At 26.9% G+C, this 15,634-nt stretch carries 17 protein-coding genes; 1 reads left to right on the top strand and 16 read right to left on the bottom strand.

All coding sequences use genetic code 11. The annotated features are described in order from the left end of the window. Positions 1-52: 52 nt before the first annotated feature. From NT01CX_RS03490 to NT01CX_RS03475, 5 genes are all read right to left on the bottom strand, one after another. Positions 53-1,306: a helix-turn-helix domain-containing protein gene (locus NT01CX_RS03490; protein ID WP_011721662.1), complete on the bottom strand. Its 1,254-nt coding sequence runs from the start codon at positions 1,304-1,306 to the stop codon at positions 53-55. A 23-nt stretch (positions 1,307-1,329) separates the two neighbouring features. Then, a complete protein-coding gene (locus NT01CX_RS03485) occupies positions 1,330-2,628 on the bottom strand; it encodes a helix-turn-helix domain-containing protein (RefSeq protein WP_039225441.1) in 1,299 nt (432 codons plus the stop codon). Positions 2,629-2,812: 184 nt separating this feature from the next. Beyond that, the gene (locus tag NT01CX_RS12145) at positions 2,813-2,986 is read right to left on the bottom strand and encodes a YtxH domain-containing protein (protein WP_011721660.1); all 174 of its coding nucleotides are present in this window, start codon (positions 2,984-2,986) and stop codon (positions 2,813-2,815) included. A 54-nt stretch (positions 2,987-3,040) separates the two neighbouring features. Further along, entirely contained in the window at positions 3,041-3,811 is a 771-nt protein-coding gene (locus NT01CX_RS03480) for a viroplasmin family protein (protein ID WP_039243211.1), read from the bottom strand. A 60-nt stretch (positions 3,812-3,871) separates the two neighbouring features. Further along, positions 3,872-4,852, bottom strand: coding sequence for a YkvA family protein (locus tag NT01CX_RS03475; protein WP_011721658.1), 981 nt, complete (start codon positions 4,850-4,852; stop codon positions 3,872-3,874). Positions 4,853-5,093: 241 nt separating this feature from the next. Here NT01CX_RS03475 and NT01CX_RS03470 point away from each other — a divergent pair, with 241 nt between their 5' ends. Next, the gene (locus NT01CX_RS03470) at positions 5,094-6,836 is read left to right on the top strand and encodes an ATP-dependent metallopeptidase FtsH/Yme1/Tma family protein (RefSeq protein ID WP_039225449.1); all 1,743 of its coding nucleotides are present in this window, start codon (positions 5,094-5,096) and stop codon (positions 6,834-6,836) included. A 134-nt stretch (positions 6,837-6,970) separates the two neighbouring features. Here NT01CX_RS03470 and NT01CX_RS03465 read toward each other — a convergent pair whose 3' ends face one another. The 11 genes from NT01CX_RS03465 to NT01CX_RS03415 all read right to left on the bottom strand — a co-directional run bounded on the left by NT01CX_RS03465 (position 6,971) and on the right by NT01CX_RS03415 (position 15,489). Then, entirely contained in the window at positions 6,971-7,669 is a 699-nt protein-coding gene (locus tag NT01CX_RS03465; RefSeq protein WP_011721656.1) for a hydrolase, read from the bottom strand. 9 nt (positions 7,670-7,678) lie between these two features. After that, a complete protein-coding gene (locus tag NT01CX_RS03460; protein ID WP_011721655.1) occupies positions 7,679-8,287 on the bottom strand; it encodes a rhomboid family protein in 609 nt (202 codons plus the stop codon). Between the two features lie 85 nt (positions 8,288-8,372). Beyond that, positions 8,373-9,431 (bottom strand): HD-GYP domain-containing protein, encoded by a 1,059-nt coding sequence (locus tag NT01CX_RS03455; protein ID WP_011721654.1) that lies wholly within the window; start codon positions 9,429-9,431, stop codon positions 8,373-8,375. Between the two features lie 136 nt (positions 9,432-9,567). Then, positions 9,568-11,355, bottom strand: coding sequence for an oligoendopeptidase F (gene pepF, locus NT01CX_RS03450; protein WP_011721653.1), 1,788 nt, complete (start codon positions 11,353-11,355; stop codon positions 9,568-9,570). A gap of 25 nt (positions 11,356-11,380) precedes the next feature. Then, positions 11,381-11,782 carry a DUF6762 family protein gene (locus tag NT01CX_RS03445; protein ID WP_039225454.1) on the bottom strand — a complete coding sequence of 134 codons (402 nt, stop codon included), beginning with the start codon at positions 11,780-11,782 and terminating at the stop codon, positions 11,381-11,383. A gap of 38 nt (positions 11,783-11,820) precedes the next feature. Beyond that, complete coding sequence (locus tag NT01CX_RS03440) at positions 11,821-12,243, bottom strand: Fur family transcriptional regulator (RefSeq protein ID WP_011721651.1); 423 nt, start codon at positions 12,241-12,243, stop codon at positions 11,821-11,823. 150 nt (positions 12,244-12,393) lie between these two features. Further along, positions 12,394-12,735, bottom strand: a complete 342-nt coding sequence (locus tag NT01CX_RS03435; protein ID WP_011721650.1) for a single-stranded DNA-binding protein — start codon at positions 12,733-12,735, stop codon at positions 12,394-12,396. A 68-nt stretch (positions 12,736-12,803) separates the two neighbouring features. Continuing rightward, on the bottom strand, positions 12,804-13,361 hold the full coding sequence (locus NT01CX_RS03430; RefSeq protein WP_011721649.1) for a manganese efflux pump: 558 nt from the start codon (positions 13,359-13,361) through the stop codon (positions 12,804-12,806). A gap of 132 nt (positions 13,362-13,493) precedes the next feature. After that, positions 13,494-13,976: a hypothetical protein gene (locus tag NT01CX_RS03425; RefSeq protein WP_011721648.1), complete on the bottom strand. Its 483-nt coding sequence runs from the start codon at positions 13,974-13,976 to the stop codon at positions 13,494-13,496. A gap of 26 nt (positions 13,977-14,002) precedes the next feature. Beyond that, positions 14,003-14,644 (bottom strand): hypothetical protein, encoded by a 642-nt coding sequence (locus NT01CX_RS03420; protein WP_011721647.1) that lies wholly within the window; start codon positions 14,642-14,644, stop codon positions 14,003-14,005. Positions 14,645-14,658: 14 nt separating this feature from the next. After that, a complete protein-coding gene (locus NT01CX_RS03415) occupies positions 14,659-15,489 on the bottom strand; it encodes an SLAP domain-containing protein (protein ID WP_011721646.1) in 831 nt (276 codons plus the stop codon). Positions 15,490-15,634: the final 145 nt, after the last annotated feature.

Raw genomic sequence — 15,634 nt, 5'->3', positions numbered from 1 at the left:
TGTATAAATTTTCAAACAATACAACTTATTATGTATACGTTTTAATATATATCTATAATTTCTTTTGTATAGATATAGCTAGTGTAAAGTATCTTAAAGATTCCTTAAGAGAACCTATTTCATAATATAATTCTCCCATAATCATATACATATCACATAGTTGCTTTTTATTCCCAAATTTAGTTAAACTATCCAGTGCTAAATTCATATACATTTCCGCTGATGCTAGATTTCCTTTTCTTCTTAAAAGTATAGCTTTTAAATAATAAGATTTTTCTATAAACTTTATATTATTAAGTTTTATAGCACAATTCAAAGCATTATCTATTAAATCCATAGCATCATGTAGTATTTCATTTTTTATAAGTTCTTCTGCACACAATAATGTAAATTTAACTAAATTATCTTTGTTCTCATTAGGATACATATCTATAGCTTTTTTTATGTAATCTATAGCTTCTTCTTTATATCCAACAGAAAACATAGTACACGCAAAATCCAGTATTGCTTTTGCACAATGATTTTTTTCTTCTCCGTAGAATTTATATGATTCTTTTTCATATTCTGAAAATTTTCCATCATCCATTTTTAATGACAATATAGCAAGTAATTTATACATTTTTGCTCTATCTACTAAATCACTTATACTGTCTATTAAATTTACTAGTTTATTTGCTACCTTATAAGCATCTTCATACTTTTTCATTTGTATATAGCATTTAGATTCACCATATATACTATAGGCCGCAAGCTGATCATCATTTTCATAAAGAGAATACATTCTAATGTTTTTAAAGTAACTAGCTGACTGATGAAACTCACTATTTTTATAAAAATAATTTCCTAAGTCCATATAATAAACATATTTTGCATATTTAGTATTACATTTATTACATATGTCATAATAAGTACCTATTAAATTTTGTACTTCTTGCATATTATTTTGCTTTAAAAAATGTTGAAATATTAAATGCATCATATTAACAGATAAGGAATAATATCCATACTTATCTGCTATTAAAAGATTATACCTTAGCTGTTTTGCATAATCTTTTGAATCACTATTTTCTAGTATGTTTTTCATGTTTTTCTTAATTTGTTTTTCTATATTTTCATTTAAATATTCTATATCCAACTTTAATTTTGAAGCTATATACTCAAGTACCCATTCTTCCGGAATTACCTTATTATTTTCAATACAACTAAGCTTAGAAACTGAAATTTTATCTCCGCAAACTTCTTTTAATGTATACCCACTATATATTCTAGCCCTTTTTATCTTTTCCCCAATTGAAAGAACTTCCATACAATCACCTATCCAATATTATGCTATTTTAAAATGCCTAATTTTTTAAATGCCTCAACCCCAGCATTTAAATATTTAGCAGCCTCACTATCATTACCATTATCAACATAAAACTTTCCAAGCAAAATAGATATTTCGGCATACTCATCACTTAATTCACTGATTTTTGCATATTGTAAGGCTAATATCAATGTATTTTCTGCTTCTTTAAAGTTTTCCTCCAACATATCTATTCTATATTTCAGTAAATAATACTTATAAAGGGTATACTTATCTCCATTTTCCTTATTGTCCAGTATTTCTTGCAAGATATCTTGAGCATTATCTATATCCTTTAGTTTTATATAATTTTTACATATATTTTCAAGAGTTTCTATATAGCTTGTATCTTTATATTCTTCTCTTAATTGCTTAGCTTTATTCAAATGAACAAAAGACTCTTCTATATTATCAAATTCAGCAAATAATTTTCCTAAATTATTTTCTATTTGAGCTATATACTTGCAATCATCTAATTCTTTTAGTAACTTTAATGTCTTATTAGAATATTTTATTGCATTATCAATATCGCCCTTTTCACTGTACTCTTTGGATAAAAGCATTAAAGACTTTGCATATCCTTTTTTATCATCTATTTTTTTGAATTTTTCATTTGCCAAATAAGAGTAATTTATAGCCTTATCTATTTCTTCTAATTTAAAATAAGTACTAGCAATATAATAATAAATCTGCCCTATTAAAAAATCGTTCCCTAAATTATTATCTTCATATACCTTTTCTGCTTGATGAAAATAACTGCATGCTGAATAATAGGCATGCATATCTAATGTTATAGATCCCAATTTTATATATGTATCGATAATTTTCTCGTAACAATTATCTCTTATAAATATTACATTGGCAGATAAAAAAAACTGTTGAGCCAAGCCCAATTCTTTTTTTAGAGTGTAAATTTCCCCTCTTAAATATAAATTTTTAGCTTTTCTGTATTCTAGTCCGTATTTTTCTCCATACAATATTGCATTTTCTACATATTGCTCTGCTAAGTTCAGTTGATTACTAAGGATATGAGATTCACATATATTTTCGTAATAAGCGCATATTTTCTCTGCTTGAGTTTCTTCAGATTCCATTAAATATTCTATTGATATATTTAATGAATCTGCTAAATATTCAAGCAAATCCATACTTGGATTAGACTTTCCTGATTCAACTAAACTTATTTGTCCCGGAGTAATTCTATCCCCAGCTAGATCTTTAAGTGTCATCCCCAGTTCTTTTCTTCTTCGCTTTATTTTTTCTCCTAAAGACAATATCTCCATACATGCATCTTCCTTTGATTTATTCTAGTTATCAAATTTAATACTACTTAATAATATAATAAATATTTATTACATTATAGCATATTCAAATGATTTTCTCCAAAAAAATATACAAGTTTTCAAAAATTATAAAAAAAATATCTCAACAAATTACTTTATTGAGATATTTTTCATCAACTTATAGTTACACTAACCAATCACCTAAATTTTCAAAAGCATTTTCTGCTTTATGCATCATACTTCTTTTTGCTCTCATAATCTTTTTCTTAGTTTTTCTATCCATTTGAGGTGACATCATCATCCCTGCAGTAGCTCCTATTATTGCACCTGCTGTAAGTCCTCTTAAAAATCTATGCATATTTACACACCCCTTTATTAATTTTTAATTATAGGTTGTGCAAATAATAATTTTTTAATCATTTTTATGTACTACAATTTTTTCTATATTAGTTTCATCTATTATTTCATTAAATTTTTCTTTTAAATTTTCACTTTCAACTATTATTGTGCCACTTTTTAAATACTTTTTAGTTTCTCCTTTTATAGCAACTCCACAAGCATATTTTGCAAATTCATCTACTATTTCATTAAATAAATCACCTGTATGACTATCTACCTTTACAAATGTTACATTTATATCGTTATCTTTTACTATTTTATTAAATTCATTATAGTATATTTCAGAAGATTCTTCTTTTCTCTTCCAAACACCAGTGGCATGATAACAAACTCCTACATAATCATGTATAATTAAGATATTTTTTATATTGTGCTCTGCTGCATACTTAAGAGATCTTATTGACGCTTTAAGTTCACCAGCTATCTGTCTTACATCTTTTTTTGAATTATTCTCTGCTCCACCATTTTCTATGTACTTAACTACTCCATTTTCCACCATAACCAATGCGTATGCATATTTTTGTATTTCTATATTATAACTTCCATCAACATAAAAATGCGGTATATCTTTAGGATAATTCTCAGCATCCTTTTTTAAAAGATTTTCTCCACCTTCAATGTATTCTTTTGCCTCAGAAAGACTTTTAAAACTTTTATACTTTGCACCCTTAGCACCTTTTACATATTTTAAACATTCATCCCATGTATCAACTATCATGTTTTCTACTTTTTTGTTTTGTACAAAATCAAATCCCTCTTTTATAGCATAAAATTTTTTAGCCATATATTGTCTTTAGTGAAAGAGTGTATTATAAATAATAATCCCTCACTAAATCCTCCCTTCTTATTTAGAATTACGTTTTCTATATATTAACTTTTTAGCCCCAATTAAACATCCGTTTATGGCCATAAGTGTATTTTTTCTTCCTATTGAATTAAACAAATTATTTTTTAGTTCTTTAATTTTTATTATAAATTCTCTATTACCTTTCCAATGTTTTAATATAATTTCTTCATCTACGCTATCTATAATCTTATCCAAAAGAACTAATCCTATTCCGATGTCGTCCATCTTACCTATAACTGGTATAGAATCCGGAATAATATCCACTGGAAGTAAAACATAGGTTATTGCAAGGCCAATTAATATTTTAGTCTTTTTATCAACTTTTTCATCCCTCATAAGAGAATATAGTAAATTAGTTATATCCGGCAATACCATAATATATTCCCCGAAGTCTCTATAATCCTCTGGAATTTTTTCTATTGCATCACATCTTGCTTTAGAATAACCAGTATCTTCTGTAACCACAGCTTCATCTTTTACTTCATCTTCCTTTAATTTATCTTTTAACTCATCTAAAGATAAAACATCATTCTTATCTTTATAAATTAAATCCTCAACATAAACCTCTGCATTATTTTCAAATAGTGTAATGTGTTTTAATGTAAATTCAACTAAAGGAATATATTTACAAAGCTTTTTAAAGTCAATAAATAATGTCTTTTTCTCTACTGTTAAGCCCATGTATTCAAAACTTTTTAATACCTTTTTTAATATATAATTTGCAAGGCCTGTACATATTCTTAATACCCCAACCTTTACTTTAAACACTCTTAATTTTAGTACATTGTCATCTATACTTCCTAATCCTAAAGTAACTTGAAAATTAAACTTTATTCCCTTTTTATAACTTCCCTTTACTTCTATAAGTTCTCCAATTTTTATATTATATATATTTAATTCTTTAATATTTAAAACTTCTTCTAAAATAGTTAGAATATCTTTTTCCGTTACTCTTACTTTAACATTTGATATATTCATACAAATTGCTCTTACACTATTTTATAAGAGCTTCCCCCTTCCCATTGAATATTATTACATCTAATGTAAAGTATACACAAGATTCTATTTATACACAACGCTTTCCACAAGTTTGGTTCACCATCCATGAATTACATTAACAAATATTATGAATTTCATTAGACACCCATGAAAAATTTTAATATAATAACCCTAACGAAAATTAAATTTTAATATTATATCATCTAGAAAGGGTGATAATTTGAAGAAATTCAAAAATAAATACATGATGATTCCACTTGTTACCTTAATACTTTCAATAGTATTTATGGGTATAAATATTTCTTTTATTTCTCCTAAGAAATCAGAAACTTACAATACATTCCTTAAAGACATTAAAGAAAAAAAAGTTGCTACTATTTACTATACAGATTCATCAAAATTAAAAGTTAAACTTTTTGATGGAAAAATCTACGAAACAGACAATCCTAGAAATAATGAGTTCAAAGAAAAAATGTTAAAAAACGGGGTAACTATTAATGAAAATCCTTATACATCACCACTTGATGTTATTCCTAAAGTTTTATTAGTAGTATCTATTGTAGCCCTTGTAACAATGGCAATAAAATCCTCAAGAGAAACTTCCAAAAATACATCTTCACTAGATTTTTTAGAAGCTAAAGAAATAACTGATAATAAATTTACCTTTGAAAATGTAGCTGGAAACGTTGAAGCTAAGGAAAGCATAAAAGATATAGTTGATTTTCTTAAAAATCCTGAAAAATATAATTCTTATGGAGCTAAAATGCCAAGAGGATTAATTTTATACGGGGAGCCTGGTACTGGTAAAACCCTACTTGCAAAAGCTGTAGCTGGAGAAGCAAACGTACCTTTTTATGCAATGTCAGGATCAGATTTTGTGCAAATTTATGTAGGTGTAGGTGCTAGTAGAATACGCCAACTGTTTAAAAAAGCTCGTTCTCATGGAAAAGCCGTTATTTTCATAGACGAAATAGATGCCATAGGTAAAAAACGTACAAACTCTCCTAGTAGTTCTGATGAAAGAGATCAAACCCTTAATGCATTACTTACAGAGATGTCTGGTTTTAAAGAAACCGATGGAATAATAGTAATTGCAGCTACTAATAGACTAGACATGCTAGATACTGCCCTTTTAAGACCTGGTAGATTTGATAGACACATAGAAGTTTCACTCCCTGATATTATAGCTAGAGAAAAAATATTAAATCTTTATCTTAAAGACAAGCCAACTAAAAATATAGATATAAAATCCTGGGCGGAAAAAACATCTATGTTCTCTGGAGCTAAACTTGAACACTTAGTAAATGAAGCTGCTATTTTAGCTTGTAAAGATGAAAATGATTATATCGAAGATATTCATCTTCACAAAGCATTTTCAATAGTTCTAGCTGGATACGAAAAACGGGATAGAGACCATATAAAAATTTTAGATAAAAAAATTACTGCTTTTCATGAAGCAGGACATGCTTTAATATCCTCAAAGGTTCTTCCTCTTGAAAAACTTTCTAAAGTAACCATAATTCCAACTACTAAAGGTGCTGGAGGATATACTCTTACAATACCAGAAGATACAATGTATCAAAGCAAAGAATACTTACTAAATAGAATAATGGTTCTTTTAGGTGGAAGAGCTGCTGAAGAAATTGTCTTTGGAAAAGATAAAATAACAACTGGTGCATATAGTGATTTAAAACACTCTACTAATATGATTAACAATATGATAACTTCTTATGGTATGGGTGAATCTCTTGGACTTCTTACCCTTGAGGAAATAGGTTCTACATCATCATCCATTAAAGATACAATAGTAAAAGAATGTAAAATCACTTTAGATAACTTATACAATAAAACCAAAGACATGTTAATAAAGAATAGAGAGCAACTAGAAAAATTAGCTAGTGAACTTCTTAAAGAAGAAACATTATATGAGAATAAGTTAAAAGACATATTAGATTTAAATTAAAAAACTAACTATTACAAATTATAATGAAGCTATTTAAACTAAAAAAAGAAAGGCTATTGATGAAACATAAATCAATAGCCTTTCTACTTAAACAATATTGATAATATTTTTATATTAGTAATATTGTTATATTACTAATAATACTTTTCTATTTTTCCGTTTTCTTCATACTCTCTTCTATATCTTGACATTATTTCTCCAAATATATCCCCTGGTGATGGAGGTGTCACAGTAATTGCATTTGCTCCTGCCTCTATAGTCTCTTTTATACTCTCATCAGTAGAACCACCTGTTGCAATTATAGGTATACTCGGAAATCTTTCTCTAATACTTCTAACAACCTCAGCTGTTCTCTTACCAGAAGAAACATTTAAAATGCTAGTACCTGCATTTATTCTCGATTCTATATCTTCTTTTTCAGATACTACAGTAACTATTACAGGTATATCTATTGTAGCTCTTATTTTAGTTACAACAGAATTTTCAGTAGGTGCATTTACTACAACTCCATAAGCTCCTTTAAATTCCGCATCTAGAGCTAAATTAACAACTCTCTTGCCTGTTGTTATTCCTCCACCTACTCCACAAAATACAGGTTTAGAATTTCCCATCATTATACTTGCAGTAATAACCGGTTGTGGAGTAAATGGATATACAGCCATTATAGCATCAGCATTTGTATTTTTTATAATTGCTATATCCGTTGTAAATAATAGTGATTTTATTCTTTTGCCAAGAACTATTATTCCACTAGCTTCTCTTATAATTTCTGGAACCTTAATCATATGACTTCTTAAAATTCCGTTTATTTCAGGTATATATTTTTTTTTCATTTGTTCCTCCTACTCCCTTAATATATTAGCTAAAATTACTCCTCCTAAAAGTCCTCCTAAATGGGCAAAATTATCTATATCGTTACTAGAAAGTCCTATAAAAATATTTATAACTATAATAAAAACAATATCTTTAATAACTCCATTACCAACTATATCTTTTCTTTCAATAGTAATTATAAGCATTACTCCTAATAAAGCAAATATTGCTCCTGATGCTCCAATTGATACACCTCTTAAAAAGAAGTGACTTGCAATAGAAGAAATAATTCCACCAACCAAGTATATTATAATATATTTAACTTTTCCATATATTCTTTCAACTATTGGTCCTATAGCACCTAAAGCATACATATTAGCTAGTAAATGAATAAGTCCTCCATGCAAAAACATACATGTAAATAATCTATAATATTCCCCATTTGAAACAAGAGTATTTTCATTTGCTCCTAAAAATAATAGTACCCTAATATCACTGTCTAAAATATTTTGAGAAAGTATCGCAGTAATAATATACATAATTACATTAATTATTATTAAAATAAATGTAACTCTTGATGTATCCTTTATATATTTAATTCGTCTTCCTATACTTTTTATTATATTATTTTCCTCCATGCTACCCCTCCTTATGTGCTTTAAATAGAATAACAACACCAAATAAGTTTTAAATAATATTTTACCTATTAGGTGTTGTTCTATATTATACAACAGAAATTATAGTTACATCCAATTTTTTTAATAAATCAATCTCATAATAAGGAATAGGGTTTTTAGTTGCTACATCGTATATAACTCTAATGATTGGCCTGTCTGGGAAACCCTTATTTTGCTTTACAACATATCCTTCTGTTCCATCTGAAAGCAGTACACAACATCCCAATGGATATATAGCAAAAGTATCCTTAAACTTCTTAACTATATCTGGGTCAAACATTCTTCCACTTTGACTTAATATAAACTCATATGCTTCATTTGGAGCTGCTTTTTTTCTATAAGATCTATCACTACTTAAAGCATCGTAAACATCACAAATACAAGCTATTTTACCATACTTAGTAATACAGTTTCCTTTTAGTCCATAGGGATAACCTGTTCCATCTACTCTCTCATGGTGTTGTTCAACCACATCTAATATAATATCTGAGATGGCAAAGCATTTTTTTAAAATGTTTTTTCCATATATAGGATGTTTTTTAATTTCTCTAAACTCTTTTTCAGTTAAAGACCCTTTTTTATTTATAATTTTATTTGAAATTTTTGTTTTACCTATATCATGTAGAATTGCACCTTTTCCAAGTTCTTTTAACTCATATTCATTTAAATTCAAAGACAATCCTAAAAATCCTGACATAATGCCAGTATCCACACAATGAACATAGGTATAATTATCATAAGTTTTTATATCATATAAACTTTTATTTACATCTCCATCACAAATAATATATTCCATTAAATTTTCAATAACCTTTAATGAATCTTTTGCTTTTTTATATCCACATTGATGAACACTACTTACAATTTCATTCATTCTCTTAATAGTTACTTGTTTCATTTCTTGAAGATGTTTATCTTCTATCTGTATATCTTCAAGGTTATCATCCTCTATATATAAATAAAGTACTCCAAGTTCTGTTAACTTTTTTATATACTGATTGGTAAGTTTTACACCAGCTCTCAGGAGTATTCCACCATCATTTGTAAAGATATTTTTGCCTAAAATATCATTTTCCTTTACTCTATTTATAAATTCTAGTCTCATTTGATACATACACCCCATAGTAATATAGTAATATTCTAATAAATTTCCTAAATTTAGACTTATATTATTATTATATTACAAATAGTATAATTTTTCACTTATTTTAATGAGATTTTTAATATAAATAAAATTTTCATTAATGTAACATATCAAGTAATTCGTTAAATCTCTTTATTGTATCTTCTATAGGTTTTGGAGTTGTCATATCTACACCTGCATTTTTTAATATGTTTATAGGATAATCTGATCCTCCAGCCTTTAAAAATCCTTTATATTTTTCTACAGCTTCTTCTCCATTTTCAAGTATTTGTTTAACAAAAGAATTAGCTGCTGAATATCCTGTAGCATATTGATATACATAAAAATCACTATAAAAATGAGGTATTCTAGCCCATTCCATATCAATTTCCTTATCGATAACCATATCCTCACCAAAATACTTAACATTTAAATCATGATAAATCTTGCATAAGTCCTCACTAGTAAGTGGATGTCCTGCATCTATTTTTTCATGAGTTATTTTTTCAAACTCTGCAAACATAACCTGTCTAAATACAGTAGTTCTTATTTGTTCTAATTGAGTATTTATTAAATATAATCTTTTATCTTTATCTGTTTCTTTTTTTATGAGATAATTTATAAGTAAGTTTTCATTTACTGTAGATGCAACTTCTGCACAAAATAAGGTATAATTTGCATATATATAAGGTTGCTCTTTTCTTGAATAATATGAATGTATAGAGTGTCCCATCTCATGTGCTAATGTAGAAACATCATTAAGTTCATGGTTATAATTTAAAAGTACATATGGCATAGTATCATATGTTCCCCATGAATAAGCTCCTTTTCTCTTTCCTTTGTTTTCATATATATCAATCCATCTATTCTTTATTCCTGAATTAAATATATTTAAATATTCCTCTCCCAATGGCTTTAGAGCATTATTTACCATATCTACAGCTTTAGAAAATTCTATATGTTCTTTTGGTGTATCAATTACAGGAACATATAAATCATACATATGAATTTCATCAAGTCCTAAAAGTTCTTTTTTTACTTTTACATATCTATGAAGACTATCCAAATTATCATTTATTGTTTTAATTACATTGTCATAAACTTCAACAGGTATATCATTAGGTTCTAGTGAACTTTCAATAGAACTATTATAATTTCTTTTCTTAGCTAAAAATGAAAAATTCTTTATAGATGATGTTAAAGATGTTGCAAGAGTATTTTTAAATTTATAATAAGTATTAAATAGTGCTTCAAATGCTTCTTTTCTAACTCTTCTATCCTTTGATTTTATAAATATAGAGTAATTTCCTTCTGTAAGTTCTACTTTATTACCATTTTCATCTTTTATAGTAGGAAAAGTCATATCCGCATTGGTAAGTATAGAAAAAATGCTAGCCGGTGCATTTAATGCATCTGAAACTGATGCTAACATCTCTTCCATTTCTTTGCTCAATGTATGAGGTTTTCTCTTTAGAATTCTATCCATCATAAGTTCATACATTTTAAGTTCTGGAACTTCATTTATTGCACTTTTTATAGTTTCTTCAGGATAAGATAAAATTTCTGGCACAAAGAAAGCACTCATAGCTGAAAGTTCTGCAAAATATGCTTCTATTTTATTTTTAAGAGCTTGATTTGTATTATTAGCAGTATCTTCATCAGCTTTTAAATAAGCATATACTAATAATTTTTCTCCAAGTCTTGATACCTTTTCATCTAACTTTAAAAATTCTAATAACATCTTAGGATCATTTAATTTCCCTTGAAAGTCTTGAAGTCCTTTTGCCATTTCAGTAAGATTATTAAAATCTTCTTCCCACTGTTTCTTATCAGCATATACCTTCTCTATATCCCATTTATCATCATTTAATATCTCTTCTCTAGTTTTTATCTTAGCTACTTCCATGAAATTACACACCCCACTTTTATTTTTAAATATATTCTTGTTTATTTTCTTCTGACTTTTTAAAAGCCTTTTCCATTTCAACCTTTATAAGTTCACAAACTTCAATTAGCTTTTCTACCATGTTTTTATAATCGTCAATATAGTTAAATTTTAATATCCAAGTAGGATTGTATTCATCATCCTTCTCTTCAACTTCAAATCCCTTATTTTCAAATACTTCTACATCAAATAAATCATATATTGCTGTATATTCCCACTCTTCAACATCTTTATGTGTATCAAAATATAATTTTACCTTTGCTTCTTCATCATTATAATAAAACTTTGTTATGTACTCTGCTCCGTCATTAACTTCATAACTTCCCATTTCTCTTATAAATTTATTATCTTTATCTACTTCCATTAATACCAATGCTGCAAAATCCATATAAATACCCACCTTTTATTAGTTTATTCTTTGTTAATTTATTTAATTTTATTATTCTTATTACATTCATCACATAGGCATTGAAACTTAACTTGTTCATCTATTACTGTAAACCCTGTTTTATTTTTTATAATTTCTTTAAGTTGTATCATTGGACAATCAATCTCAACTTCTTTATGACAAAGTTCACACTTTATTGTATGCTTATGCCACTTTTCTTTTAAAATATAGTTATATGTACCATCTTCCAGTGGAAATTTAGTTAATATATCCTTATCCTCTAGCATATCTAATGTTCTATATACTGTGGATAAATCTACTTTTTTACCTTCTTTTTTGCATTTATTATATATATATTCTGCTCCCACTGGTTCCACACTATCCATTAATATTTTAATGATAGATTGTCTTCCCTTTGTACTTCTTATATTGTTATTTTTTAAATACAATTGTATATCCATAATATCACCCAATAACTTTTATTATATAACAAACTTATTATATGTTATATTTAATATTAGCATATATAAATATTTAGGTAAATTCTTAATAACTATATTTTAAAAATTTAATAAGCTATCTAATTAAACCTATTAGATAGCTTACAGTATTTAACCAACATCTTTTGATGAATTATTCCAATCTAAAATATGTATCTCTTGAGCCACAACTTCACTCATAAATCTTCTATCTCCATTTTTAGTTTCATAGCTTTTTATTTGAAGTCTTCCTATGATATTAACACGGCTTCCCTTAGCAGTATATTTTGATAATATTTCTGCGTTTTTCTCCCAGGCAACTACTGGTATAAAATCAACGACTTTTTCGCCATTTTTGTCTATAAATCCTCTATCCACTGCTAATCTAAAATTGCAAACATATTTATTATTCTCTTTAAGTTGTCTTAATTCTATGTCCTTTGTAGTTCTTCCCATAATAATTACCTTGTTCATTCATATTCACTCCTATAATTTAAAGTTATTATTTAAATTATAGCCATGTAATAAAATTCTAAACTCTTTTACATAAATATCATTTCTAAACCAAATAACATTAAAATAACTCCACCAATATAGTTTGCATATTTAGATATAGTATTAATTCTTTTCAAGTAACCAGATATTAAAAAAGCAATTAAGCACAGTATAGAAGTTATAATCCCAATAAAGATTGTTGATTCTAATAATAAAAGTTTACTAGTTATACTATTTAATACTGTAAATCCTACAATAGCCGCATCTATACTTACTGAAATTCCTAAAATAAAGTACATTTTTTTATGGATATTCATATGTTTATTATCTTTTTTCATACCGTCCTTTAGCATTAAAATTCCCACTACAAATATCACTATTCCACCTATTATATTCGGTATAACTAATATGTATTTATTAAATAAAACCCCTAAATATGAACCTATATATGCAAGCATAAACTGAAAAAATCCAAAAGATATACAAAATAGTGCTTTGTTTTTATACCTTAGATTTTTACTTAATCCTATACTTAAAGATACTCCAAAAGCATCTAAAGCCAATGCTACAGCTATTACAAATAAAGAATATATACTTACAGTCATAAAAATTCCCTCACTTTAAAAATATAATTTACAAAATTAAATTTAACCTTAATTTTATATTTATACTATTAAATATGAGGGAAAAATTTCACTTATTACTATATTGTGATTATTATTTATAAATTGAGCTTTCTATTCAATGCTTATTACTTCTAAATCTCCAATTTCTTCTGAAGACGAGCTTCCACTATCTATGTCTGTATAAATAATTTTATTATCTGGAGCTGTTACCTTTTTAATCTTTTTAGGCATATCATTCATAGCCTTACCTACTTTTTCTGTGTAATTATCTAGGTTAAATCCAATTTTGCTAGCTTTACAATTTAAAAATTCTTTTTCAACCTCTTCATATGATATGTATTTTTTTGTATCATCATGAAAAGCATATAATCCATTTTTTGAAAATACCTTGATGTACTCTCTATATAATGCTGACTCTTCTCCACCTTTTACCTTTAAAAATGAATCTATTAATTCATTTTTATTAAAACTATAAACTACTCCTTGTGAATTGTCTTTAACTAAATATTCATCAGTTTGAGCATATGAGTTGGTGTAAATTCCAAACATCATTATCCCAGCTAAAAATAAAACAGAAAAAATTTTGTTTTTCATTAAATTATACCCCCTATTACGTAATTTTATTTTTGAGGTGTTATTTTTACACCTTTTTTTATAGCATTTTCATCATAAGAATCAACTATATTATGGAAAAACTTCTTTTCTTTTTTATACTCTAATTTTTTTCCTAATACTTCAACAGAGTATTTTTCAGGATTAGGTGTATTAAGTATAACTCTTACATATCTACTACTCATTACAAGTCCTGGAGCTATTTCAACTTTAGCTGATGGTATTCCTTTTCCTAAATTTATAGTAGTTCCATTAAAGTCAGATGCTACTTGATTCTTATACATAACCTTAACATTTACTTCTTTGCCTTTATATTTACTTTCAAGAGTTCTTGCATATTGTTCTGCAACATTATCTAATTGAATTTGATTTAATTCTTTAGTTGCAACTATAACTGCACTAACTGTATTATCTTTTACTTGAACTTTAGCGTTTTGCATATCTTTCTTTACATCTTCTGGTATGTCCTTGTTTAAAGTATCATTTATAGCTTTTTTATCTTTTGTACTTATGCTATCTTTTGTAACCTTTGTTTGATTTTCAGTTTTTGCACTTCTATTTCCAAATATACCTGCAAATGTGCTTACAATCATAGCGAGAGCTACCATAGCAATTATAATTTTCATAATTTTTTTTCTTTTTTCATTCATAAAAACTCAACTCCTTAGTTAACGTTACTATTTAATAAAAATTGTATTGTCCAATTTTTAAGATTATAATCTTCTCTTAAAAGTTCATCCTTTGAAAAAGTAAATAGATATACTTTTGCACTAATAGGATTTAAAGAAGCATCTTCTAAATAAAATGTACCTGACGCTACAAGCTTCTTGTCTTTATCATATATAGAAAGTGGAATTCTCTTTATATCAACTCCATTATGTCTTCCATTTCTAATTACTAATTCTACTGCTATTCCATCATCTTCATTAGTATAAACATCATAAGCATTCATAGTAACTTGTCCTTCTCTTAACAATGGAAGTTCTTTCAAAAACTTTTCATATTGTTCTCTTTTTTCTCTTGAAAGTCCTCTTGGAAGATTTTCGTATTGTACATTAACTACTCCTGCAGCTTTAATTCTACTATCGAATACTATTTTTAAATCTTTAAGATTTATACCCTCAACATTTAGTTCATCTTTTTCAAAATAAATTTTCCATGGTCTAACGCTTCTTGCAGGTATTTCGCCAACTTCTCTTAAATTAAATATTTTTCTTCCAACTTCTTTTTCATCTTTGTCCAATACTATAAATGGTATTTTTTCTAGATTAACTCCTGTACTTAGCCCATTTCTTATAAAAATACTAGCTTCGTATCTGTCGCCTAAATCAAAGAAAAAATCTACATTTACATCTAATTCACCTTCTTTTATGGCTGGAAGTGCTTCTAACTCTTCTTCTAAACATTCCATTTGAAATTTAGAAATACTTCCTTCCATGTCTGGATGAATAGAAATTTCTGTATTTATCGCCTTTCTTTTAGTCTTTTTTGCCATATAATTTCCCTCCAGATTTATAATTTAACTAATCTTTTCCTCGCAATCCATATTTACAAGTATATCACACTTAAAAAATATTTAAAATTAATTTTTTGTATATTCATATATTACCAATTATTTTACCATTGTTTTACCAAAAGAT

The organism is Clostridium novyi NT (assembly GCF_000014125.1).
Lineage (GTDB): Bacteria > Bacillota > Clostridia > Clostridiales > Clostridiaceae > Clostridium_H > Clostridium_H novyi.
The sequence above is the reverse complement of the archived record's forward strand: the minus strand, read 5'-3'. Positions and strand labels throughout refer to the sequence as shown.

Excerpts from the sequence above, each read along its gene's own strand:
- NT01CX_RS03490 (WP_011721662.1), bottom strand. The coding sequence starts at position 1,306 with ATGGAAGTTCTTTCAATTGGGGAAAAGATAAAAAGGGCTAGAATATAT.
- NT01CX_RS03465 (WP_011721656.1), bottom strand. The coding sequence starts at position 7,669 with ATGAAAAAAAAATATATACCTGAAATAAACGGAATTTTAAGAAGTCAT.
- NT01CX_RS03415 (WP_011721646.1), bottom strand. The coding sequence starts at position 15,489 with ATGGCAAAAAAGACTAAAAGAAAGGCGATAAATACAGAAATTTCTATT.
- NT01CX_RS03475 (WP_011721658.1), bottom strand. The coding sequence starts at position 4,852 with ATGAATATATCAAATGTTAAAGTAAGAGTAACGGAAAAAGATATTCTA.
- NT01CX_RS03460 (WP_011721655.1), bottom strand. The coding sequence starts at position 8,287 with ATGGAGGAAAATAATATAATAAAAAGTATAGGAAGACGAATTAAATAT.
- NT01CX_RS03485 (WP_039225441.1), bottom strand. The coding sequence starts at position 2,628 with ATGGAGATATTGTCTTTAGGAGAAAAAATAAAGCGAAGAAGAAAAGAA.
- NT01CX_RS03440 (WP_011721651.1), bottom strand. The coding sequence starts at position 12,243 with ATGGATATACAATTGTATTTAAAAAATAACAATATAAGAAGTACAAAG.
- NT01CX_RS03420 (WP_011721647.1), bottom strand. The coding sequence starts at position 14,644 with ATGAATGAAAAAAGAAAAAAAATTATGAAAATTATAATTGCTATGGTA.
- NT01CX_RS12145 (WP_011721660.1), bottom strand. The coding sequence starts at position 2,986 with ATGCATAGATTTTTAAGAGGACTTACAGCAGGTGCAATAATAGGAGCT.
- pepF (WP_011721653.1), bottom strand. The coding sequence starts at position 11,355 with ATGGAAGTAGCTAAGATAAAAACTAGAGAAGAGATATTAAATGATGAT.
- NT01CX_RS03445 (WP_039225454.1), bottom strand. The coding sequence starts at position 11,782 with ATGGATTTTGCAGCATTGGTATTAATGGAAGTAGATAAAGATAATAAA.
- NT01CX_RS03455 (WP_011721654.1), bottom strand. The coding sequence starts at position 9,431 with ATGAGACTAGAATTTATAAATAGAGTAAAGGAAAATGATATTTTAGGC.
- NT01CX_RS03430 (WP_011721649.1), bottom strand. The coding sequence starts at position 13,361 with ATGACTGTAAGTATATATTCTTTATTTGTAATAGCTGTAGCATTGGCT.
- NT01CX_RS03480 (WP_039243211.1), bottom strand. The coding sequence starts at position 3,811 with ATGGCTAAAAAATTTTATGCTATAAAAGAGGGATTTGATTTTGTACAA.
- NT01CX_RS03425 (WP_011721648.1), bottom strand. The coding sequence starts at position 13,976 with ATGAAAAACAAAATTTTTTCTGTTTTATTTTTAGCTGGGATAATGATG.
- NT01CX_RS03435 (WP_011721650.1), bottom strand. The coding sequence starts at position 12,735 with ATGAACAAGGTAATTATTATGGGAAGAACTACAAAGGACATAGAATTA.